This is a genomic window from Ruminococcus sp. AM26-12LB (assembly GCF_003480785.1).
Lineage (GTDB): Bacteria > Bacillota > Clostridia > Lachnospirales > Lachnospiraceae > Blautia_A > Blautia_A fusiformis.
Genome location: NZ_QUJX01000014.1, coordinates 43,564 through 64,619 on the forward strand (window position 1 = coordinate 43,564; position 21,056 = coordinate 64,619).

Genomic DNA, 21,056 nt, shown 5'->3' on the forward strand with positions numbered 1-21,056 from the left:
ATCCAATAGAGGAGGAGAAAAACTATGGCAATTTTAGTAACAGGTGGAGCAGGATACATTGGAAGTCATACCGTTGTCGAGCTGCAGAGCGCAGGATATGATGTTGTAGTAGTTGACAATTTATGCAATTCCAGTGAGAAGGCTCTGGACAGAGTATCCAAGATCACAGGCAAACCGGTGAAATTCTATAAAGCAGATATCCTGGACCGCGAAGCATTAAATGAAGTTTTTGACAAAGAAGAGATCGACTCCTGTATTCATTTTGCAGGACTGAAAGCAGTTGGTGAATCTGTTGCCAAGCCGTGGGAGTATTATGAGAACAATATCGCAGGAACCCTTACTCTTGTAGACGTGATGAGAAAACATAATGTTAAAAATATTATTTTCTCTTCCTCAGCAACCGTATACGGAGATCCGGCAATGATCCCGATCACCGAGGAGTGCCCGAAGGGACAGTGTACCAACCCATATGGCTGGACCAAATCCATGCTGGAGCAGATCCTTACAGACATCCAGAAGGCAGACCCGGAGTGGAACGTAGTTCTTCTTCGTTACTTCAACCCGATCGGTGCTCATAAGAGCGGAACCATCGGTGAGAATCCAAATGGTATCCCGAACAACCTGATGCCATATATCACACAGGTAGCAGTAGGCAAGCTGAAAGAGCTTGGCGTATTCGGAAACGATTACGATACACCGGATGGAACAGGTGTCCGTGACTACATCCACGTAGTAGACCTTGCCAAGGGCCATGTAAAAGCTCTTAAGAAGCTGGAAGACAATTCCGGATTAAGCATCTACAACCTTGGAACCGGAAAAGGCTACAGTGTTCTTGATATCGTTAAGAACTTTGAGGCAGCTACCGGCGTCAAGATCCCATATGTGATCAAACCACGCCGCCCAGGCGACATCGCAACCTGCTACTCCGATGCAACCAAAGCAGAGAAAGAGCTTGGCTGGAAGGCAGAGAACGGAATCCGCGAGATGTGTGCAGACTCCTGGAGATGGCAGAGCCAGAACCCTAATGGATATGAGGCTTAAGGAACAGAAAGCTTAATTACATAAAAACATAAAAGCGATATAAAACACGGCAGACAGCCCCGGAGGGATGTCTGCCGTGTTGTTTTTTTGAGGGTAAAAAAGTCGCTTATCATTTCCATAAGCGACAAACAGACCGGAAACCCGTATAAATGCGGACTTCCGGCCTGCTTTGACCATAATTCTGACTGCTAATAGTTCAGCTTTTCCATGCACTTCTGCTTTTGTTTTATGCTGCTGTGCACATAAATATCCATGGTGATCTTGACGGACGAATGTCCCAGAATTTCAGAAAGTGTCTTGCTGTCAAATCCCATTTCCGTACAACGGGTGGCAAAAGCATGCCGGAGAGAATGAATGTTGATACTGGGAATTTCACATTGCTGAAGGAGCTTCTGGAATTTACGCTGTATATTTCTGGGCTCCATACATTTACGATTCGTACCCGTCAGCAGGTATGAATCAGGTTCAGCAGCAATCCGCTTCATTTTTTTCAATAAAAAATCAGGGATTGGAATATCCCTGATGGATGAGACTGATTTAGGAGGACCTATCATTAAAACGGTTTTGGGTTCGTCATCAGATTCACCAGAATAATCAAGATTTTTTATCCGTGAGATCGTTCGCCTTATATGTAGCAGCTTTTTATCAAAATCAACATCTTCCCAACGGATGCCGCTAAGCTCGCCAACGCGGATCCCTGTATAAATACATAGCAGGATGCCGATGGGAAATTCTGAGTCCTCAGCAGAGAGAACTGTGATCAGCTTTGTGAGATGTTCATGAGAAATAAGCTGAAAAGGACTGGTATTTATTTTGGGATACCGAAATTCCAGCTGTGAAAGATTCAGATACCCCTGTTTTTCACCATAGCGTAAAATACTGTGGAACAAAATCAGAAGATTTTTGATGGTACGTGGCGAAAGCCCCTGCTGTTTCAGCTTTTCAGAGAAGGCATATACGGAAGCAGAAGAGATGTATTTCAACGGCATATCACCAAATTCCGGAAGGATATGTGTATCAAGAAGTGTTTCGTAGCAGGCATAGGTGCTGAGCTTTACAGCATAACGCATGGATAACATCCATTCTTCACTGAGGTTTCGAAATACATAACACTTTCCCGGAGAGTTTTGAAGATTATTCTGACATAAAACAGCCAGCTTTTTCTTTTTTACAGCCTCGTATGTACGACCATACAGATATCCGTACTGGATACGTCCATTATGGTCACGACATTTTTCATAGCGAGCCTCTCATCTTCCGTCTTTCCTTTTTCTGATATTTTCCCCTTTTCTAGGCATAATCGTAGTCTCCTTTTCGCACTATTATAGCAAAAGTCTGACCATTTTTGTGACCACTGATAAGCGAAAAAAAGAAAAATTTGTCGTATATAAAAAAATTTAACCGAAAAAAACTGCATTTTTGGTCGAAAGTGGTGCATTTTTCGTATCTTGACAGTGACAGGGTGCAATGCTATTATTGATTAAGATTCAAAAACTATGCAATTTGAGAGAAAATCACCTGTCGCTTATGGAAATGATAAGTGACAAAAATAATAATTTAGATAAGTTATATTATAATGATTTTTCTTTGCGAAAAACGGAGAACCAAAATGAAAGAACCGGAAACCGGCAAAAAAGAAAACACCGGAAAAAGCGGCTACAGCATCACAACCTGGCGACTGCATCTCTGGTGCAGACATCCGGAATGGCTGCGTACCACACAGGAATTTTATAACCGGATCGCTGAATTTTATTACAACCTGCTTCTGGATCATACGGATCTCTGGGAAATGGGAAGCCAGCAGACTTTACGCGAGCTGGAAATCATGAGCATTCCGGGGCGAGGCGGACGCATACCATCAGATCCTCTCCCCTGGAAAAAGGTTCCGCTGTATTTTCGAAGAGCAGCAGCCAATGAGGGAATTGCTTCAGCCAAAAGCTATCTCAGCCGTTTTGCCCAGGATGAGAAGATCGGCAGAGCAGAGAAACTAAATGCAGCAGTTACTTATTACAAAGGAATGTATCAGGATTTTTCCGCTAAAGAGATCACGTTGCGTGTCTGGACAGGAGACACATGGACCTGGATGCATTGCCGGCTGTCAGGCAGAGACTTTCCGGAAAACGCCAGACTCATGTCACCATCCGTAGTTTTTGAATACAAATATGACATGCTGCATGTTCCAGTACGTCAGAACAATGAAAATACAGCAACCGTACGTCAGAGGATGCAGGCAGGATGCAGGATACTCTGTATTCAGTTTACAAACAGTGATGCCTTTGCGGTAGGCGTTGTTCTGGACGGAACCGGTCAGGAGATCGCAGTGAAGTTCTGGAAAGGCGGAAATGAATACAGCCACCATTGCAGAAAGCTTCTGGAAAAGATCCAGAAGTCCCAGGAAGCAACCGGAGGCAGACAGACAGGCAGAGTTGATCAGAAATACTGGATGCATCTGAAACATCTTTCTGAACACTATGGACACCAGGTCACAAGCCAGATCTTACGTTTTGCCGTAGAGCAGGACGTTTCTGTGATCGTACTTCCACGTTATAACCAGGAATATTCCAGAAACGTCATGAAAGGCTCAGGAAACTGGGGCCCGCTCCACTTAAGTACCAGGATCCGCCAGTATCTGGACTACAAAGCATGGAAAAACGGAATCATCGTTATCGAAGTCCACGCCACCGGCATCAGCACAAACTGTGCCAGATGCGGCGCAGAAATCATTCGGACTGACATCAGAACAGAACTATGCTGCTGCGCCAATGGACATCAGACGAACCGATATCTGAATGCTGTGAGAAATCTCGGGAAAAAGTGCCTGACACAGTTTGGACGCGGAGCATGAAGGGAAGAACAAAAGAAACAGAACAGAATATCAGTATGAAAAGCGAGCAGGTGGATTGACCTTATGGCATGTCAGAAAACAGATGTCATAAGGTCAGTGCATCGGCTTTGCCGTGCTGACAAAAAGAAAGCGAAAGCAAAACACGGTGTATATCAGTGATAAACACCGTCGGGTTGAATACCGCCTGTCGTGTGTGCGCCTGAAGAAGGGATGGGCACGGCGAAGAATGTGCCGGCTTTTGAGTTGGGGAGTGTATTCGAAGTTATGAAAAATAAAAACTTGCATATGGAGGATGAATAGAAAAAAGAGAGAAAGCATGTAAGGAAATATTGAAATGACGAAGAATACGCCTACAGTAAAAATTATAGTAGCAACACATAAAAAATATGAAATGCCTCAAGATGCAATGTATCTTCCACTGCATGTTGGTGCAGAGGGAAAAACAGATCAGAATGGAAATCCGCTGGATTTAGGGTATCAAAAAGATAATACAGGAGAAAACATTTCAAACAAAAACGCTGCGTATTGTGAGCTTACAGGCTTATATTGGGCGTGGAAAAATCTTGACACGGATTATACAGGATTGGCACATTACAGACGCCATTTTGGAAAGAAAACCAAGGCACCATTTGAAGGTGTTCTTACGTATAATGAGTTGCGCCCAATGTTGGAAAAATATAAAATTTTTGTACCTAAAAAAAGAAAGTATTATATAGAAACCTTATATTCCCATTATGAACATACACATTATGCATCTCAATTAGATATCACCAGAGAGATAATCGCTGAAAAATATCCCGACTATCTGAAAAGTTATGATGAAGTTGTAAAACACACTTACGGATATATGTTCAATATGATGATCATGCAAAAAAGATATCTGAATGATTATTGTGAATGGTTATTTGATATTCTCTTCGAGTTAGAAAAACGCATCGATCCACAGGAATTATCAGCATTTCAGGGGCGATTTTATGGAAGAGTAAGCGAGATAATATTTAATGTGTGGCTTGATGGTGAGATTAAACTAGGAAAAATTAAGAAAAATGAGATTAAAGAGTTGCCTTACCAGCATATGGAAAAGATTAATTGGTGGAAAAAGAGTACAGCGTTTTTAAAAGCTAAGTTTGTTGGAAAAAGATATGAAGGGAGCTTTTAAATAAGAGGATTATGAATGAAAAAATATTAATTTCATATATTATTCCAGCATATAATGCGGCTGATACATTAGAAAGAGCTGTGGAAAGTATTACACATACTTGTAACATGGAGAAATGTGAAATATTGATTGTTGAAAATGGATCAACTGATTACACCAATAGTGTTGCATTAAAATTAATTCAAAAATATGGAGAAAATGTTAAACTAATTCATTCGGAAAAAGGAGTGTCAAGAGCTAGAAATGAAGGATTGAAAAACGCCAGAGGAGAATGGATTGTCTTTGTCGATGCAGATGATTATATAGTATCTAAAAGCAAAAAATATATTTACGAAGATATATTAAATGCTAAAGCGGATTTGTATGTATATAGTTACGAGATTGGTAATAGAGCAAATTATATAAACAATAAAGAAGAGAAAACATATTATTTTAATGACTCTGCAGAAAAAATGAAGTTGGAAATGATCGCAAATCCAACAAAATTCATGCAGGTTTGGGGAAAGATTTTTAGGAAAAGCATTATTTATGAAAATAGAATTGGCTTTAATACAAAAATGCAGCTTTCAGAGGATAGTGATTTTACATTACATTATTTAATGCATTGTTCCAGAATTAGCATAAGTGATACGATATTTTACCATTATTCTATAGACAATGAGTCTACGATGAGGAGTAACGCAGATAAAAAAGTACTTCAATATATTGAAGCTATGAATATAACGAGTAAGTATATTAAAAAACAACATGAAAATGTACAATTGGCATTTAATGATTATATTTTAATGCATTTAAATATAGCCTGTGTTAGAGGTATATTTTGCGTTAATAATAAAGAAAATTATGTAAAAAAAATAGAGCATATAAAAAAAATTATAAATACACCTGTATTCAAAGATGCGATAAAAAAGTTCCATATAAAGAATAATTTTTCAGCGAGAACATTGCCTGTTTTTTTTATGAAATATAAATTGGTTCATATTGCAAGTATCATATATATTGTGCGGGCATATCAAAATTATATTTACGAAAAAAGTAGAAATTAAAATAGTCAAACATTAAATTGTGAGGAAACCTATGTATAAAATATTAGTTTTTGGTATGACAGAAAATCCAGGTGGGGTAGAGAGTGTTATTATGAATTACTATCATTACATGGATAAGAATACCTTTCATTTTGATTTTTTATGTAATTCATATAATAAAATCGCTTTCGAAGAAGAAATTATTTCCAATGGTTCACAAACCTTTCATTTTCCTGCGAGAAGTAAAAATTATAAAAAATACAAAAAAGAATTAAAAAATTTTTTTGAAAATAATGCCTCTAAGTATGATGCAATATGGGTGAATGTGTGTAGTCTTGCCAATATTGATTATCTGAAAATGGCAAAAAAATATGGGATAAAAAGAAGAATTATACATAGCCATAATTCTCAAAATATGGATAGCAGGTTAAGAGGAATTTTACATAAATATAATAAAAAAAGAATTGCTTATTATGTAACGGATTTTTGGAGCTGCTCAAAAGAAGCTTCGGAATGGTTTTATGATTCTTCAATAATAAAAAAATCTATTATTATCAGTAATGCGATAGACGTAGAAAAATATTGTTTTGATGATGTGAAGCGAAAAAAATTGCGGCGAGATTTGAAGTGGGAAGAAAATTATATCATAGGAAATATAGGAAGGTTGCATTTCCAAAAAAATCAAATGTTTATTTTAGACATATTTGAAAAACTTATAAAAAAAGAACCAAAAGTAAGATTGATTTTAATAGGTGATGGAGAAGACAGGACAAAGCTTGAAAAAGAGATTGATAAAAAGAAACTAAATAAGTATGTATATATGGCCGGAATTCAGAAAGACATATGTGGATGGTTGAGTACATTCGATCTGTTTTTGTTTCCATCTAAATTTGAAGGCCTCAGCATGGCTGCGATGGAAGCTCAGGCAAATGGAGTACCTATGTTAGCATCTGACAGTGTAATTCCTAAAGAAGTTAAAATTAATCCATCATTTATATTTTGGAATTTGGAAAATTCAGCGGAGTCTTGGGCAGAAGAAATTTTAAATATCAAAGAAAATATAAACCGAGTGTCCCAAAAGGAGATAGTGGATAATTTTACAATGCGAGGATACGAAATTCATACTGAAGCAAAAAAATTAGAAAAAATATTGTTGAATGGTGTGGTGAACAAATAAGTTTAAAAATAAAAGAAACAGTAGTGGAATAATGGACTGATAAAGAGAAAATATAAAAAAACAATCAGACAATAAGGCTATTTCTATGAGACGTTTAATAGGGAAGAAAGATAGGAGCGCGTTTTATGGATATATATCGCACAATAACTATTTAACCTTTATATATTAAAGAAAGGACAGTGAGATAAGAGATTTGTGTTTTATCTCTGTAAAGTATGAGAAAGTTAGATAATACGGAAGTTAAAAAGTATATTTTGAATATATTATGTGAGTTTGCGGCATTCTGTGATCAGAATGGGCTGAGATATTATTTATCGGGAGGAACTTTGTTAGGAGCAGTACGCCATAAAGGGTTTATTCCATGGGATGATGATGTTGATTTATTAATGCCACGTCCAGATTTTGATAAATTACATGATTTATTAAGAAAAGGAAATATTCGACCATATTATAAATTAATCAGTCTACAGATGGGAAATAGTTTTTGGCCATTTGCCAAAATTATTGATACAAGAACCTATGTAAAAAATGAATATTCAAATGTTGATCAACATTTGTGGATTGATATTTTTCCGATGGATGGTCTTCCGGATGATAAGGAAGAAAGTGATATATTGTTGAGTAAAGCGGAACCATTAAAAAAATGGATTAATCGATGCAGTGCAACTATAGGAAAAGGAAAAGGTTTTGTACGAAGTATAGTTAAAATACCGATGATTCTTTTTTTGCGAATGTATACACCAGAAAGATTTGGGAGAAAATTAGATAAGCTGGCTCATCAGTATGATTTTGACAAACAGGAGTATATTGGTGGAGTTGCTTGGAGTTTGGGTCCTAATGAAAGAATGAAAAAGAAAGAATACTTACCATATAATGATGTGGAATTTTGTGGGAAAAAATTTCATGCGCCAGCATGTTGGAAGTTTTATTTGACACAAATATATGGAGACTATATGCAACTTCCGCCAGAAAGTAAGCGGATAAATCATGAGTTTGATGCTTATATTGAGGGATGATTGAGGGAAAGGCGGATATAATAAATGAATTATTATGTTGTGGAAACCGATAAACATAAGTTGATACAAAAAACAGCTGGAGTTAAAGCCAGACAAGATGTAGAAACTATTTTTAAGTGGAATAATTTTAAAAAAATTGAGATTCCATGCCTGATAGAAGGACGTGAAAACAAAACAAGATTAGGAAAAATAAAAGCACATTATGATGTTTATATGTTATGGAAGAATGCATTAAAAAAAATAAAAAAAAATGATTGGATATATATTCAGTTTCCATTGTTAGAACATACAATGCTGTTTTCATTACTTATAAAAAATTTGGAAAAGAGAGGAATACATACTTCAATAATCATACATGACGTTGAGGCAATTCGTTTTACATTAAGAAATGATGTTCCATTATCTCGAAAAATTAGAATGAGATTTGAAGAAATTAGTTCATTTAAGAATTGCAGTAAAATCATTGTGCATAATGAAAAAATGAAGTCATTTATGCATGAAAAATGGAAAATACATAAAGATAAAATGGATATATTAGGAATATTTGATTATTTAGTTGAGAATTATAATGAAGAATTATTAGAAAAGAGAAACTTAAGCAGAAAAGGTCCAGTTATCATAGCGGGAGCATTGAGTAAACACAAGGCTGGATATATATATAATTTACCGGAAAATTGTAACTTTAATTTATATGGGATTAATTTTGAACGAGAAAAAGCTTCTTCAAATACAAATTATGTTGGGGCATTTAATCCAGAAGAATTAATTTATAATCTACAAGGTAGTTTTGGCTTGGTCTGGGATGGGGACAGCAGTGCTACTTGTACTGGAGTTTATGGAGATTATCTTAAAATTAATAATCCGCATAAGACATCAATGTATTTGGCAGCTGGAATTCCTGTAATTATATGGGAAGAAGCTGCATTAGCAAATTTTATTAAGAAAAATCATTGTGGAATAACAATAAAGTCAACAGATGAAATTAGAAACATAATAGACAATATGCTCGATGAAGAATATGAAACATTAAAAGCTAATGCGTGCAAAATTGGTGGGAAATTAAGAAGAGGATATTTCTTAAAAAGTGCAATGAAACAAAGTATATAATATTTGTGAAGTTATATTGAACTTCTAATATATGAGGAACAGGTGAAAATGTTTAATCTTATAGTACTTATTTTAGTAACAATTGTATTTTTAATGTTTGGGTATTTAATTACTCATGTAGATATTTTTTCTCCATTTTGCGTTTTTTGTGAAATGTTTTTAATTGCAGAATTTTTGTGCCTTTTTTTTTCAAGGATGTACAAGGTAGAAATTCATTTGAATACTATTTTAGTAATTGCTTTAGGAATGATTTCATTTGGAATTGTTAGTGCTTTTTTTTACATGAAAAGAGTTGATGTTCGAAATTATGGAGAACAACATTCCAGAAATTATATTTCTATAAATTATTTGATTCAACTAGTATTTCTTATTTTGGAAGTTCTAGTAGTGTTTTATCATGCTAAATATATAAAAGATGTTGTAGCTGCGTTTGGGTATAGTACTTCATCAATTTTTGATATAGCCGGCAAGTACCATGTCATTGCACTGTTCAATTATAATAATTTTATTGAAAAGGCAGTCTCTGCATCTTTTATATATAGACATGGTATTGTTTGGATAACTGCATATGCATATGTATTGCTTTATATTTTAATTAATAATTTAGCCGTAAAGAAAAAAATAGAAATTATACAGATAATATATTTGGGAATTTATGCATTTGATCAGATGTTATCAGGTGGTAGAACTGCATTATTTAGGATGATAACTGCAATTTTGATAATAACGGTAATATGTTTTGGACTTAATAAACGTCGAAATTTTACAAAGTTATTATTTAAAATTGTAGGTATTATTTTTGGAATAATTTTATTACTTATCGGAATCAATATGCTTTTAAATCGTACGGGTGAGAATAGCACTTTAAATCTAATTCTGGAATCAATCTATGTATATATTGGAGCTCCAATACAAAATTTGGATACGTATTTACAAGGAACTCGTCATACACCTGAATTGTGGGGCAGTCAGGTGTTTCGTAATATCTATACATACTTGGGAGGAAAATATGGAATAAGTCAATATTTATATCAATTAGATCTTCCATTTTTAAAACATAATGGATTAAATACTGGTAATGTATATACAACCTTTTATCAGTTTTATTATGATTTTGGTTATGATGGTATTGTACCGCTTATGGCAATAATTGCTTTATATTTTAGTTGTGCTTATAGAAAAATATATAACAATAAACCTTTTACAATAATAATATATGCATATTTATTTAATGATTTAATTATGTTGATTTTTTCAGACAGATTTTACGAAACGGTAGCATCAATAGGTTTTGTGAAGCACTTGTTAGTCACATTTATATTATATAAGGTGTTGATTGATAAAGGAGTTGCATTGGAGTATAGACATGGGATTAAACTTAAATTCAAAAGGCAAAAGAAAACAGTAATACCAATGGGAACAAATTAGAACAAAAAATGGACAAATAATCAAGAGATAATTGAATTTGATTAACACGAGCTAGAGACTAGGAGGTTCAAGGGATGAATATTGCAGTGATTTTTGCTGGAGGTGTTGGAAGCCGTATGCATAGTAAAGATCGACCGAAACAGTTTCTTGAAATGTATAATAAACCAATAATAATACATACATTGGAATATTTTGAAAACCATTCTATGATAGATGCGATTGTGGTTGTGTGTATAAAAGATTGGATTCCATATTTAAATAAACTTCTTTATAAATTTCGTATTGAAAAAGTAAAATCTGTAGTTCCTGGAGGGGAAACAGGTCAATTATCCATATACAATGGTCTTAAATCTGCAAAACAGATTGCAAAAGATGAAAAAAGCATTGTTTTAATTCATGATGGCGTTAGACCATTGATTAATGAGAAAGTAATTAGTGATAATATTCAATCGGTGATTAAATATGGTTCTGCAATCACAACAGCTAAAGTAAAAGAGACAATACTTGTTGTTAATGAGGGAACAGCAACAATTGATTATGTCCCAAGTCGGAACAATTCAAGAGTTGCCAAAGCTCCACAAAGTTTTTGGCTAGATGATATTTTGAAAGCTCATGAAAAAGCACTTTCAGAAGGTGAAAAGAATTGTATTGATTCTTGCACAATGATGCAAAGATATGGATATGATCTTTATCTGATTGATGGACCAGGAGAAAATATTAAAATTACAACACCAGAAGATTTTTATACTATGCGAGCTATTCTTGAAGCAAAAGAAAATGAGCAAATATATGGGCTTGAATAAGGATAATAAAAAGCTTATAAAGAAAAATAAATTAAAGGAGGAGATGCTGGATGAGAAAAGGACCGCTAGAGGATGATTTGCAATATATCGCAAAATATCCGTTACAGTATGAGCAGCTGAAGGAAACCACTGTTCTGGTAACTGGGGCAACTGGGCTTATCGGAGCTTCAATAGTAAGAGCACTTATAGCAGTAGAAGGTATTCATATTATTGCATTAGTGAGAAATATTGAAAAAGCAAATAAATTATATAGTAGACATGAGTTGGACAATATTGAGCTTATTGTTGGTGATATCACATTTCCTATTAATGTTAATAAAAAAGTTGACTGGATCTTTCATTGTGCTGCTGTAACAACATCTAAATTAATGATTGAAAAACCAGTAGAGACATTATCTACAGCAATAGAAGGTACAAAAAATATTTTAGAACTTGCTTGTAAAAATGAATGTAAATCAATGGTATATATTTCATCAATGGAAATGTATGGAACATTTAATAATTCTGATACAGAGATAACAGAAGATAAGATTGGTTACATTAATCCATTGAAAGTACGTAGTAATTATCCTGAAAGTAAGCGGTTATGCGAAAATATGTGTGTTGCATATATGAGAGAATACGGAGTTAAAGTCAAGATTGCTAGGTTAGCACAAACGTTTGGCGCAGGAATTTTGCCAGGGGAGAATCGTGTATTTGCTCAATTTGCTAAAAGCGTAATTTCAGGAAGAGATATAGTATTGCATACGAGAGGATTATCGGAAGGAAATTATTGTTATACTCGAGATTGTGTTTTAGGATTATTTATAATTTTACTTTACGGAGAAAATGGTGAAGCATATAATGTGGCAAATCCAAAATCACATACTACAATTGCAGAAATGGCGCATATGGTTGCGGATAAAATTTCAAATGGGAAAATTAAAGTAATATACGATATTCCTAAAGATAATGTATTTGGTTATGCAGAAGATACGAAAATGAAGTTAAATTCTGATAAATTACAAGCTTTAGGGTGGACACCAGAAATAGGCTTAGAGGATGCATATAAGAGAATGATTGAACAGATGAAGATTGAGGAAATATAGAGTAAGTACGAAAATCTTATAAGTAAGAGAGTAGAAAAAATAAATGAAAAAGAAATCAATAAAACTAAATTTTGTTATGAATATAATTCTGACAATGTCTTCTTTCATTTTTCCATTGATAACTTTTCCGTATGTATCAAGAGTTTTATTGCCAGTTGGAACAGGAAAAGTGTCGATGGCAACATCTGTTATTACATATTTTTCTATGTTTGCTCAATTAGGTATTCCTACATATGGAATTCGGGCGTGTGCAAAAGTTAGGGATAATCGTGAGAAACTTTCCAAGGTGGCACAGGAACTTTTGATCATTAATATAATCATGAGTATGATTTCTTATATGGTATTGATTATATTGTTGTTTTATGTACCTAAATTTAGATGTGAAAAAGAATTGTATGTAATATTGAGTTTTAACATTATTTTGACATCTATCGGCATGGAATGGTTATATAAAGCCTTGGAACAGTATACTTATATCACAGTACGATCAGTTATTTTCAAATTTATCGCACTGATTTTTATGTTCTTTCTCGTACATAAACAGACGGATTATGTTATTTATGGTGGAATAACAATTTTTGCAGCTTCTGCATCGAATATTTTAAATTTGATTAATGCACATAAATTTATAAATCCGAAGCCTGTTGGAAATTACAATTTTGGACGACATCTAAAACCAGTATTGATATTCTTTGCTATGTCATGTGCAACAACAATATATACAAATCTTGATACGGTAATGTTGGGATTTATGACAACAGATACAGATGTGGGATATTATAATGCAGCAGTAAAAATTAAAGTAATCCTTGTGAGTGTTGTAACATCATTAGGGACAGTATTGTTGCCTAGAGCATCTTATTATATACAAAGAGGAGAATTGAAAGAGTTTCATAGAATTACAAGAAAGGCATTGAATTTTGTCTTTTTAATGGCAACACCTTTGTTTGTATATTTTATTTATTTTGCAAAAGAAGGGATTTTCTTTTTGTCAGGTAATAATTATGTTGGCTCTATTATACCCATGCAGGTGATTATGCCAACTCTTTTATTAATTGGTATTACAAATATACTTGGAATTCAGATACTTGTACCAACAGGACGAGAGAAAATTGTATTATATTCTGAGATTGTTGGTGCTGTCGTGGATGTCATTATCAATGCACTATTGATCCCGGTTTATGCGTCAACGGGAGCTGCAATAGGTACATTGGTTGCTGAGTTTGCAGTTTTTGTTGTCCAGTTTTATGCGTTAAAAGATGAAATTTTGAATACTTTTCGACAGATACATTATATAAAAATATTAATTGCATTGTCTGTCGGTAGTATTGTATCTTTGTGGGTGAAAATATTAAATTTAGAATGTTTTTTTTCATTAGTAATATCATCACTTCTTTTTTTTGGTGCATATGGATTTGTATTACTGATTTTGAAAGAAGAACTGTTTCTTGAAATTTTTAATACAATAAAAAATAAAATAATATAATATCTGTTGCATTAAATGATGAAAGGGAGAGATTAAATAAAAAGAATGGAAAATGTAAACAAAAACAACATATATCGGCAAGAAGATAAGGATATATTAAGAATTATATTGGTAGCTTTGGTAGTTATAGGTCACGGGACATATTATAATATAACTACAAAATTTGGAGGCATTAATTACGGAACTATGATGTCAGATGCGTCTATATCTGATACAATGTTTCATAAAATTACAAGCATTTTAACAAATTTTATTTATACATTTCATATGCCAGCATTTATAGCGCTATCTGGAAGTCTTTTTTCATTGAAAAAGAATATTAATACCAGGGGAACTATTATAAAAAAGACAAAAAGGTTACTGGTTCCATTTATTGCTGTATGGATTTTCTGGAATTTACCTGTTAAATATTTTTCGGGTTATTACCATGGTGTTAGTATAAAGGGAATGCTATTGCAGTTGATTTTTCCTTCATGTGTATATTTATGGTATTTAGAATGTTTGTTTTTTGTGTTTGTCATTGCAAGTTTTGTTTGTAAATTAGAAACAAAAAAGCAAATAGTTATAGTTAGCTTTTGTTGGTGCATAGGAGTAATCTTATATAAAGGATTGGATCAATATCACGTTTTGGGAGATCCTTTATATTATCTTTTATGGTTTTATCTGGGATATAGATTGGAAAATATGATTGAGTGGTTGAAAAAACATAATATTTGGAAAGATTCATCGATATTATGTTTGTTTGGGCTGGTATGTTTATCTTTTATTGTCGATAAAATAGTAAAGATTCATTTTTTCCATTTTTTGAGTTCGTATATTGTATGTCCATTTTTTATGTTGATAGTTTTAAACTATATAGTAAGGCATATAAAAATAAATGGTAGAGCAATAAAGTCATTGAGTGACTATGGAATGGGAATATATTTGTATGCAGAACCATTAAATTATTTATTTTTATTTTGGTTTTATCGTTTTTGTGGAATTGAATTTTTTGGTTCAGAGTTCGGGGCAGCAATAATATATTTTTCAAGAATTGTTATAACACCAATAATAGCAATAGGTATTACATGGATATTAAAAAAATTTAATTTGAAATATTTATATTAATAAGGCAGATAGAAAGTTAAAGATGTAACTAAAGAAATTGATAACAGGGAGAAATTAAAATGATGTACAATTATTTAGTAGTAGGTTCCGGCTTATACGGAGCAATCTTCGCGCACGAAGCAAAAAAATCAGGAAAGACAGTTCTTGTAGTAGACAAGCGACCGAATATTGCTGGAAATGTTTACACAGAGAAAACAGAAGGTATTAACGTACATAAATATGGAGCACATATTTTCCATACTAACAACAAGAAAGTATGGAATTATATCACTCAGTTTGCAGAGTTCAACAGGTTTACAAACAGCCCGGTCGCTAATTATAAAGGGGAACTTTACAGTCTTCCTTTTAATATGTATACATTTAATAAAATGTGGGGTGTGGTAACACCGGAGGAAGCTGCAGCGAAGATTGAGGAGCAGAGAAAAGAAGCTGGAATTACAGAACCAAAGAATCTGGAAGAGCAGGCAATTTCACTGGTCGGACGTGACATTTATGAAAAGTTGATCAAGGGTTATACCGAGAAACAGTGGGGACGTGACTGTAAGGATCTTCCTTCGTTTATTATTAAACGTCTGCCGGTTCGTCTGACATTTGATAATAACTATTTTAATGCTTTGTATCAGGGTATCCCAGTTGGAGGTTACACGAAGATGGTAGCAAATCTTCTGGAAGGTATTGAGGTTCGTTTGAGTACAGATTATCTGGAAAACAAAGATGAATTAGATGCGATGGCTGAAAAAGTAGTTTACACAGGTCCGATCGATGCATATTTTGATTATAAGCTTGGTACACTGGAATATCGTTCCGTGCGTTTTGAAACAGAAACTCTGGATAAACCGAATTTCCAGGGAAATGCAGCTGTGAATTATACGGATCGGGAAACTCCATGGACGCGTATCATTGAGCATAAATGGTTTGAATTTGGTAAGGATGAGGAAGGTAACGATCTTCCTAAGACAGTGATCAGCCGAGAATTCAGTTCTGAGTGGAAGCCGGGGGATGAGCCGTATTATCCTGTTAACGATGAAAAGAATGGAGCTCTTTACGCAGAGTATAAAAAGCTGGCAGAAGCTGAGACAAATGTGATTTTTGGCGGACGTCTTGGTGAATATAAATATTATGACATGGATCAGGTTATTGCGGCTGCATTAGACCGCTGTGAAAAAGAATTGCATTAAGATCAGGAAATGAGGGGAAATTAAATGCAAACAACATTACTTATCATGGCTGCTGGTATCGGTTCCCGTTTTGGCGGTGGTATCAAACAGCTGGAGCCGGTTGATGAACAGGGCCATATCATCATGGATTATTCGATTCATGACGCAATCGAAGCAGGTTTTAACAAGGTGGTTTTTATTATCCGAAAGGATATTGAAAATGAATTTAAGGATGTGATCGGGAATCGGATCGAGGCGGTCTGCAAGGCGCATTCTGTTACTGTGGAGTATGTTTTCCAGGATATCAACGATATTCCGGGAGAACTTCCGGAAGGCCGTACGAAGCCTTGGGGTACCGGACAGGCGGTTCTGGCTGCAAAGGATGTTTGACAACGCCTTTTGTTGTGATCAATGCAGATGATTATTATGGAAAAGAAGGATTCCGTGAGATTCATGATTATCTTGTAAAAGGAGGCCAGTCCTGCATGGCTGGTTTTGTGTTGAAGAATACGTTGTCTGATAATGGTGGTGTGACACGTGGTATCTGCAAAATGGATGAGTATAATAATCTGACGGAGATTGTGGAGACTTCCAATATTGTAAAGAATGCAGAAGGTGCCGAGGCGGACGGCGTAAAGCTGGATACAGAATCACTTGTTTCTATGAATATGTGGGGATTGGCACCGGAGTTCCTGAAAACGCTGGAAAGTGGTTTTCAATATTTTTTTGAAAAAGTGGTCCCGGAGAATCTTATAAAGGAGGAATTTTTGATTCCAACATTTATTGGAGAACTTCTGGCAGAAGGAAGGATATCCGTAAAGGTTCTTCGTACCAATGATACTTGGTATGGTATGACTTATAAAGAGGATGTTGCTGCAGTGAAGGATAGTTTCAGAGAGATGTTGGAAAAAGGAATTTACAGAGAAGAGCTTTTTGCTGATTTATAAGAGTTTTTTTGTATAAAAGCGAGGCCGTCAGTAAATGGGGATAATGTTACTATTATTTTATATAGAAGGCATATAAGAATATAGAATCATTTGCAAATGGCCCCAATATATAAAGAAATAAAGGAACATTGTGATGAATATATCGGTGATGAATTCGAAGGATAATTGGAATATATTTAGCAAAAATCGTAATGCAATTTATGGTGTGGCGATAATTTCAATTATGATATTTCATTTTTTTGAAGATATAGCAAATTCAAATTTATCCGGAGGGGGATTGGGATTTTTAGGCAAGTTGTATAACACATTCATTGGTAGTGTTGGAGTTGAGTTCTTTGTTTTTCTGTCCGGCGTTGGATTATATTTTTCGATGTCAAAAGATTCCAATATTTTGCATTTTTTTCAGAAGAGAATAAAGAGAATTTTGCCAGTTTATCTTATGGTTGCTATTCCATATTGGATTGTGATTGATCTTATTATCATGCAAAAAGGTGTCAAGATGTTTGCATTTGATTTTGGCTTTGTTACATTTTTTACACAAGGGACAAGAACCTTTTGGTATGTGTTATTTATTGTTTTTGCATATTTAATTTATCCATTTGTTTATAAGATATTGCATGTAAAGTGGTCAGATTGGGGGCAACTGTTAATTCTTCTTATTATAGCTTTAGTTATTCAATTTTTACCGAGAATTGTAGATCCTGTATTGAATTTAAATATAGAAATTCTATTGGGAAGATTTCTTGTTTTTTTCATAGGGTGTTGGTGTGGAAAAAAAGTTTACCAGAATGCTTGTATTAATAATATAGATAAAATGGGAATTTTATTTGGAGTAATGATAATGCTGTGCGGCTTTTTACCGGTAACCAAAATAGTTGTGTCAAAACTAGGATTTAGGATTTTGATGTGTTTTTGGGGGATTTTTTTGCTGTATTGTATTGCTGTAAGTATGCGAAAGATGCCTAAAAGAATTGTAAAGATATTGGAGCAGTTTGGAAAAATGTCTTATGAATTATATTTGACTCATGTTGCAATTAGAGCACTTATGAATGTTATAGGGATAAAGACATTTTATTTTCAAAATTATGTTTTTTGTATTTTGATAAGTTTGTTTTTGACATACACAATTGTAAAATTACAAAAAAAGCTGATTTAGGGTAATAGATAACAATCGGCTTCTGCCTTGGTCAGAAGAATAGCAAAATGCTCAGATCCTCTGTAAAGGATCTGAGCATTTCCAATACGAACTATTTCTTCTGTAATTTCAGCACGTCCTCAAGAGAAAGGCCTGAAAATCTGGAGATGTCTTCAGGAGAGAATCTTGGATCCTGAAGCATACGCTGTGCTGTCAGCATAGCTTGTTCCTGATGGCCTTCGGCACGTGCATCATCGCACATTTCCTGAACAGCCTGACACATATTAACCCTCCCTTCTGTTTCTGTGAAACGTAAGTTAATACCTGTTATGGAGTCAATGACCCGGGCTGCTTTGAGCTCGAGTGAGCGGAAGCCGGGGGTCTGTGATGTAAGCTCCTGAAGCTTCCGTTTATCTTTGGAATATTTGATGAAGAGCATGACTTCTTTGAGATTGCTCTGGAGTTTGTCAAGTTCTTCATCCTTTATCTCGGCAGGTGAGAAGAGATTGATCCGGTAATCCGGGACCATGGAAAGAATTTCAGGGTCCTGGACAGAGAGCATTTCGTGGAGGCTCCTGGGAGCGTTCCAGGTGTCGGAACCGAAGTACACGACCGTGGTTATGACCGGGATGAGCCGGTCATCCTTGTAGAAGCCGGTGAGATATTCTCCGGATGTAGAAGGCCATTGCTTTGCTTCTCTGTGTGATCTGGCGGAATTTTCTACCTGCCCTGCGTATTCTAATGCATCATAGACCATGTTTTTGACCGGCAAAAAAGCGGACGTTCGCATTCCGCTTTGCTACATGCTCATGAACGCAATTGCTTTGCACTTGCGTTACATAGTGTGTTTCCGATTGATTTTCAATCCCCAGGAGAAGATAAATCCTTGAATCATCGTGCATAACATTAAGAGATTTGAATTCGTCCCGGAATTTCTGGACAGGAACTTCTGAAGTGCCGGATCCGTAGGGGACAGCGAGAGCTGTGGTATCCAGTGGATGAAGAGTGTCAGGGTCTATGATGTTTTTTCCTTTGTACAGCATATGGTTGAACACATCCGCAAAAACGCGGTTGTCAGCCATGTAATCTTTGGTGATGGTATCCTTTGTACCCATAGGTTTCACCACCTTCGATCTGTTTATGTGATCAGAGTAGTTTATTATCTGATCCAGTTACAGGGTATCATACATTTTGGTGTTTGAGAAGCGGATATCTGATATTTTATCGGGATTTTACAGTGGCTTCTTGCCAGCTGCCCTTTTCCGGTGTTAAAATAACAGCATCAATGAAAGAACAGGGAGAATGAAATCAATGTACGATTATCTTATCGTAGGTGCCGGTCTTTACGGTGCGGTTTTTGCACAGGAGGCGAAGCGTGCCGGAAAGTCAGTGCTTGTGATCGACAAGCGTCCGCATATTGCGGGAAATGTATATACAGAGAAGGTGGAAGGAATCAACGTGCATAAATACGGTGCACATATTTTCCATACCAATAATAAGAAGGTCTGGGATTATATCACCCGGTTTGCCACCTTCAATCGTTTTACCAACAGTCCGGTTGCCAATTATCACGGGGAGCTGTACAGTCTTCCGTTTAACATGTATACCTTTAACCGGATGTGGGGCGTGGTGACTCCGGAAGAGGCTGCGGCAAAGATCGAGGAGCAGCGGCAGGCTGCAGGGATCACGGAACCTTCGAATCTGGAGGAACAGGCTATCAGTCTTGTAGGTACGGATATTTATGAGAAGCTGATCAAGGGCTATACGGAGAAGCAGTGGGGACGGCCGTGTACGGAGCTTCCTGCGTTTATCATCAAGAGGCTTCCGGTGCGTCTGACTTTTGATAATAACTATTTCAATGCGCTGTACCAGGGAATCCCGGTGGGTGGTTATACGAAGATGGTTGCTAATCTGCTGGACGGTATCGAGGTACGGCTGAATGAGGATTATCTGGAGAAAAAAGAGCAGTACGATGCAATGGCGGAGAAGGTGATCTACACAGGTGCCATCGACGCGTATTTTGACTATAAGCTGGGAACTCTGGAGTATCGTTCTGTGCGTTTTGAGAATGAAACACTGGATAAACCTAATTTCCAGGGAAATGCAGCAGTGAATTATACGGATGTGGAGACTCCATGGACCCGTATCATCGAGCATAAATGGTTTGAGTTCGGAAAGGATGAGGAGGGTAATGATCTTCCGAAAACGGTGATCAGCCGGGAATACAGTTCCGAGTGGAAGCCTGGAGATGAGCCGTATTATCCGGTCAATGATGAGAAGAACGGAGCGCTTTACGGACAGTATAGGGAGCTTGCAGAGAAGGAACCGAAGGTGATTTTCGGCGGCCGTCTTGGCGAATATAAATATTATGACATGGATGCGGTGATCGCTTCTGCGCTGGATATGTGTGAGCGGGAGCTTGCATAAAAAAGATACTGGATATAACTAATGATAAGATCCTCTTATATTTCGGAGCCAAGGCAAAAGAGAAATATAAGGGGATTTTATGCATAGAATGGCAGTGAGATTTTTTTA

The 21,056-nt window shown here is 35.6% G+C and carries 20 protein-coding genes; 17 read left to right on the forward strand and 3 right to left on the reverse strand.

What is annotated here, in order from left to right; genetic code table 11:
- The first annotated feature begins 24 nt into the window (after positions 1 to 24).
- Positions 25 to 1,041 carry a UDP-glucose 4-epimerase GalE gene (gene galE / locus DW694_RS11595; protein WP_015527335.1) on the forward strand — a complete coding sequence of 339 codons (1,017 nt, stop codon included), beginning with the start codon at positions 25 to 27 and terminating at the stop codon, positions 1,039 to 1,041.
- Between the two features lie 188 nt (positions 1,042 to 1,229).
- On the opposite strand, the gene DW694_RS11600 is transcribed toward galE, so the two are convergent.
- Entirely contained in the window at positions 1,230 to 2,252 is a 1,023-nt protein-coding gene (locus DW694_RS11600; RefSeq protein WP_353615815.1) for a tyrosine-type recombinase/integrase, read from the reverse strand.
- Between the two features lie 398 nt (positions 2,253 to 2,650).
- On the opposite strand from DW694_RS11600, the gene DW694_RS11610 reads away from it, so the two are divergent.
- The 15 genes from DW694_RS11610 to DW694_RS11675 all read left to right on the forward strand — a co-directional run bounded on the left by DW694_RS11610 (position 2,651) and on the right by DW694_RS11675 (position 18,542).
- Entirely contained in the window at positions 2,651 to 3,886 is a 1,236-nt protein-coding gene (locus DW694_RS11610) for a zinc ribbon domain-containing protein (protein ID WP_161206345.1), read from the forward strand.
- 334 nt (positions 3,887 to 4,220) lie between these two features.
- A complete protein-coding gene (locus tag DW694_RS11615) occupies positions 4,221 to 5,045 on the forward strand; it encodes a DUF4422 domain-containing protein (RefSeq protein WP_059086096.1) in 825 nt (274 codons plus the stop codon).
- Positions 5,046 to 5,056: 11 nt separating this feature from the next.
- Complete coding sequence (locus DW694_RS11620; protein WP_118368685.1) at positions 5,057 to 6,091, forward strand: glycosyltransferase family 2 protein; 1,035 nt, start codon at positions 5,057 to 5,059, stop codon at positions 6,089 to 6,091.
- A 31-nt stretch (positions 6,092 to 6,122) separates the two neighbouring features.
- Positions 6,123 to 7,247, forward strand: a complete 1,125-nt coding sequence (locus DW694_RS11625; RefSeq protein ID WP_118368686.1) for a glycosyltransferase family 1 protein — start codon at positions 6,123 to 6,125, stop codon at positions 7,245 to 7,247.
- 215 nt (positions 7,248 to 7,462) lie between these two features.
- Entirely contained in the window at positions 7,463 to 8,263 is an 801-nt protein-coding gene (locus DW694_RS11630; protein WP_092068638.1) for a LicD family protein, read from the forward strand.
- A 24-nt stretch (positions 8,264 to 8,287) separates the two neighbouring features.
- Positions 8,288 to 9,370: a galactofuranosyltransferase gene (locus DW694_RS11635; RefSeq protein ID WP_118368687.1), complete on the forward strand. Its 1,083-nt coding sequence runs from the start codon at positions 8,288 to 8,290 to the stop codon at positions 9,368 to 9,370.
- A 48-nt stretch (positions 9,371 to 9,418) separates the two neighbouring features.
- Positions 9,419 to 10,798, forward strand: coding sequence for an O-antigen polymerase (locus DW694_RS11640; protein WP_118368688.1), 1,380 nt, complete (start codon positions 9,419 to 9,421; stop codon positions 10,796 to 10,798).
- Positions 10,799 to 10,872: 74 nt separating this feature from the next.
- Positions 10,873 to 11,601 carry an IspD/TarI family cytidylyltransferase gene (locus DW694_RS11645; RefSeq protein ID WP_092068630.1) on the forward strand — a complete coding sequence of 243 codons (729 nt, stop codon included), beginning with the start codon at positions 10,873 to 10,875 and terminating at the stop codon, positions 11,599 to 11,601.
- Between the two features lie 50 nt (positions 11,602 to 11,651).
- A complete protein-coding gene (locus DW694_RS11650; protein ID WP_118368689.1) occupies positions 11,652 to 12,689 on the forward strand; it encodes an NAD-dependent epimerase/dehydratase family protein in 1,038 nt (345 codons plus the stop codon).
- 43 nt (positions 12,690 to 12,732) lie between these two features.
- Positions 12,733 to 14,175: a flippase gene (locus tag DW694_RS11655; protein WP_118368690.1), complete on the forward strand. Its 1,443-nt coding sequence runs from the start codon at positions 12,733 to 12,735 to the stop codon at positions 14,173 to 14,175.
- Positions 14,176 to 14,220: 45 nt separating this feature from the next.
- Entirely contained in the window at positions 14,221 to 15,282 is a 1,062-nt protein-coding gene (locus DW694_RS11660) for an acyltransferase (RefSeq protein ID WP_118368691.1), read from the forward strand.
- 62 nt (positions 15,283 to 15,344) lie between these two features.
- Entirely contained in the window at positions 15,345 to 16,460 is a 1,116-nt protein-coding gene (gene glf / locus DW694_RS11665) for a UDP-galactopyranose mutase (RefSeq protein WP_334297696.1), read from the forward strand.
- A 24-nt stretch (positions 16,461 to 16,484) separates the two neighbouring features.
- Positions 16,485 to 16,829, forward strand: a complete 345-nt coding sequence (locus DW694_RS17470; RefSeq protein ID WP_330547770.1) for a hypothetical protein — start codon at positions 16,485 to 16,487, stop codon at positions 16,827 to 16,829.
- Entirely contained in the window at positions 16,826 to 17,386 is a 561-nt protein-coding gene (locus DW694_RS17475) for a hypothetical protein (RefSeq protein ID WP_330547769.1), read from the forward strand. Before DW694_RS17470 ends, DW694_RS17475 begins: the two co-directional genes overlap by 4 nt.
- Before the next feature lie 133 nt (positions 17,387 to 17,519).
- Positions 17,520 to 18,542: an acyltransferase gene (locus DW694_RS11675; RefSeq protein WP_118368694.1), complete on the forward strand. Its 1,023-nt coding sequence runs from the start codon at positions 17,520 to 17,522 to the stop codon at positions 18,540 to 18,542.
- Positions 18,543 to 18,633: 91 nt separating this feature from the next.
- On the opposite strand, the gene DW694_RS17245 is transcribed toward DW694_RS11675, so the two are convergent.
- Together DW694_RS17245 and DW694_RS17250 are read right to left on the reverse strand one after the other, a co-directional pair.
- The gene (locus DW694_RS17245; protein ID WP_286187064.1) at positions 18,634 to 19,278 is read right to left on the reverse strand and encodes an Rpn family recombination-promoting nuclease/putative transposase; all 645 of its coding nucleotides are present in this window, start codon (positions 19,276 to 19,278) and stop codon (positions 18,634 to 18,636) included.
- Complete coding sequence (locus DW694_RS17250; protein ID WP_286187066.1) at positions 19,268 to 19,636, reverse strand: hypothetical protein; 369 nt, start codon at positions 19,634 to 19,636, stop codon at positions 19,268 to 19,270. The genes DW694_RS17245 and DW694_RS17250 overlap by 11 nt, the downstream gene beginning before the upstream one ends.
- Positions 19,637 to 19,832: 196 nt before the next feature.
- Here DW694_RS17250 and glf (DW694_RS11685) point away from each other — a divergent pair, with 196 nt between their 5' ends.
- Entirely contained in the window at positions 19,833 to 20,948 is a 1,116-nt protein-coding gene (glf, locus tag DW694_RS11685) for a UDP-galactopyranose mutase (RefSeq protein ID WP_110102878.1), read from the forward strand.
- The last annotated feature ends 108 nt before the right edge of the window (positions 20,949 to 21,056 follow it).

What these genes read in the sequence shown, in the direction of transcription:
- galE (WP_015527335.1), top strand. Translation starts at nt 25, where the DNA reads ATGGCAATTTTAGTAACAGGTGGAGCAGGATACATTGGAAGTCATACC.
- DW694_RS11610 (WP_161206345.1), top strand. Translation starts at nt 2,651, where the DNA reads ATGAAAGAACCGGAAACCGGCAAAAAAGAAAACACCGGAAAAAGCGGC.
- DW694_RS11615 (WP_059086096.1), top strand. Translation starts at nt 4,221, where the DNA reads ATGACGAAGAATACGCCTACAGTAAAAATTATAGTAGCAACACATAAA.
- DW694_RS11620 (WP_118368685.1), top strand. Translation starts at nt 5,057, where the DNA reads ATGAATGAAAAAATATTAATTTCATATATTATTCCAGCATATAATGCG.
- DW694_RS11625 (WP_118368686.1), top strand. Translation starts at nt 6,123, where the DNA reads ATGTATAAAATATTAGTTTTTGGTATGACAGAAAATCCAGGTGGGGTA.
- DW694_RS11630 (WP_092068638.1), top strand. Translation starts at nt 7,463, where the DNA reads ATGAGAAAGTTAGATAATACGGAAGTTAAAAAGTATATTTTGAATATA.
- DW694_RS11635 (WP_118368687.1), top strand. Translation starts at nt 8,288, where the DNA reads ATGAATTATTATGTTGTGGAAACCGATAAACATAAGTTGATACAAAAA.
- DW694_RS11640 (WP_118368688.1), top strand. Translation starts at nt 9,419, where the DNA reads ATGTTTAATCTTATAGTACTTATTTTAGTAACAATTGTATTTTTAATG.
- DW694_RS11645 (WP_092068630.1), top strand. Translation starts at nt 10,873, where the DNA reads ATGAATATTGCAGTGATTTTTGCTGGAGGTGTTGGAAGCCGTATGCAT.
- DW694_RS11650 (WP_118368689.1), top strand. Translation starts at nt 11,652, where the DNA reads ATGAGAAAAGGACCGCTAGAGGATGATTTGCAATATATCGCAAAATAT.
- DW694_RS11655 (WP_118368690.1), top strand. Translation starts at nt 12,733, where the DNA reads ATGAAAAAGAAATCAATAAAACTAAATTTTGTTATGAATATAATTCTG.
- DW694_RS11660 (WP_118368691.1), top strand. Translation starts at nt 14,221, where the DNA reads ATGGAAAATGTAAACAAAAACAACATATATCGGCAAGAAGATAAGGAT.
- glf (WP_334297696.1), top strand. Translation starts at nt 15,345, where the DNA reads ATGTACAATTATTTAGTAGTAGGTTCCGGCTTATACGGAGCAATCTTC.
- DW694_RS17470 (WP_330547770.1), top strand. Translation starts at nt 16,485, where the DNA reads ATGCAAACAACATTACTTATCATGGCTGCTGGTATCGGTTCCCGTTTT.
- DW694_RS11675 (WP_118368694.1), top strand. Translation starts at nt 17,520, where the DNA reads ATGAATATATCGGTGATGAATTCGAAGGATAATTGGAATATATTTAGC.
- DW694_RS17245 (WP_286187064.1), bottom strand. Translation starts at nt 19,278, where the DNA reads ATGGTCTATGATGCATTAGAATACGCAGGGCAGGTAGAAAATTCCGCC.
- DW694_RS17250 (WP_286187066.1), bottom strand. Translation starts at nt 19,636, where the DNA reads ATGGGTACAAAGGATACCATCACCAAAGATTACATGGCTGACAACCGC.
- glf (WP_110102878.1), top strand. Translation starts at nt 19,833, where the DNA reads ATGTACGATTATCTTATCGTAGGTGCCGGTCTTTACGGTGCGGTTTTT.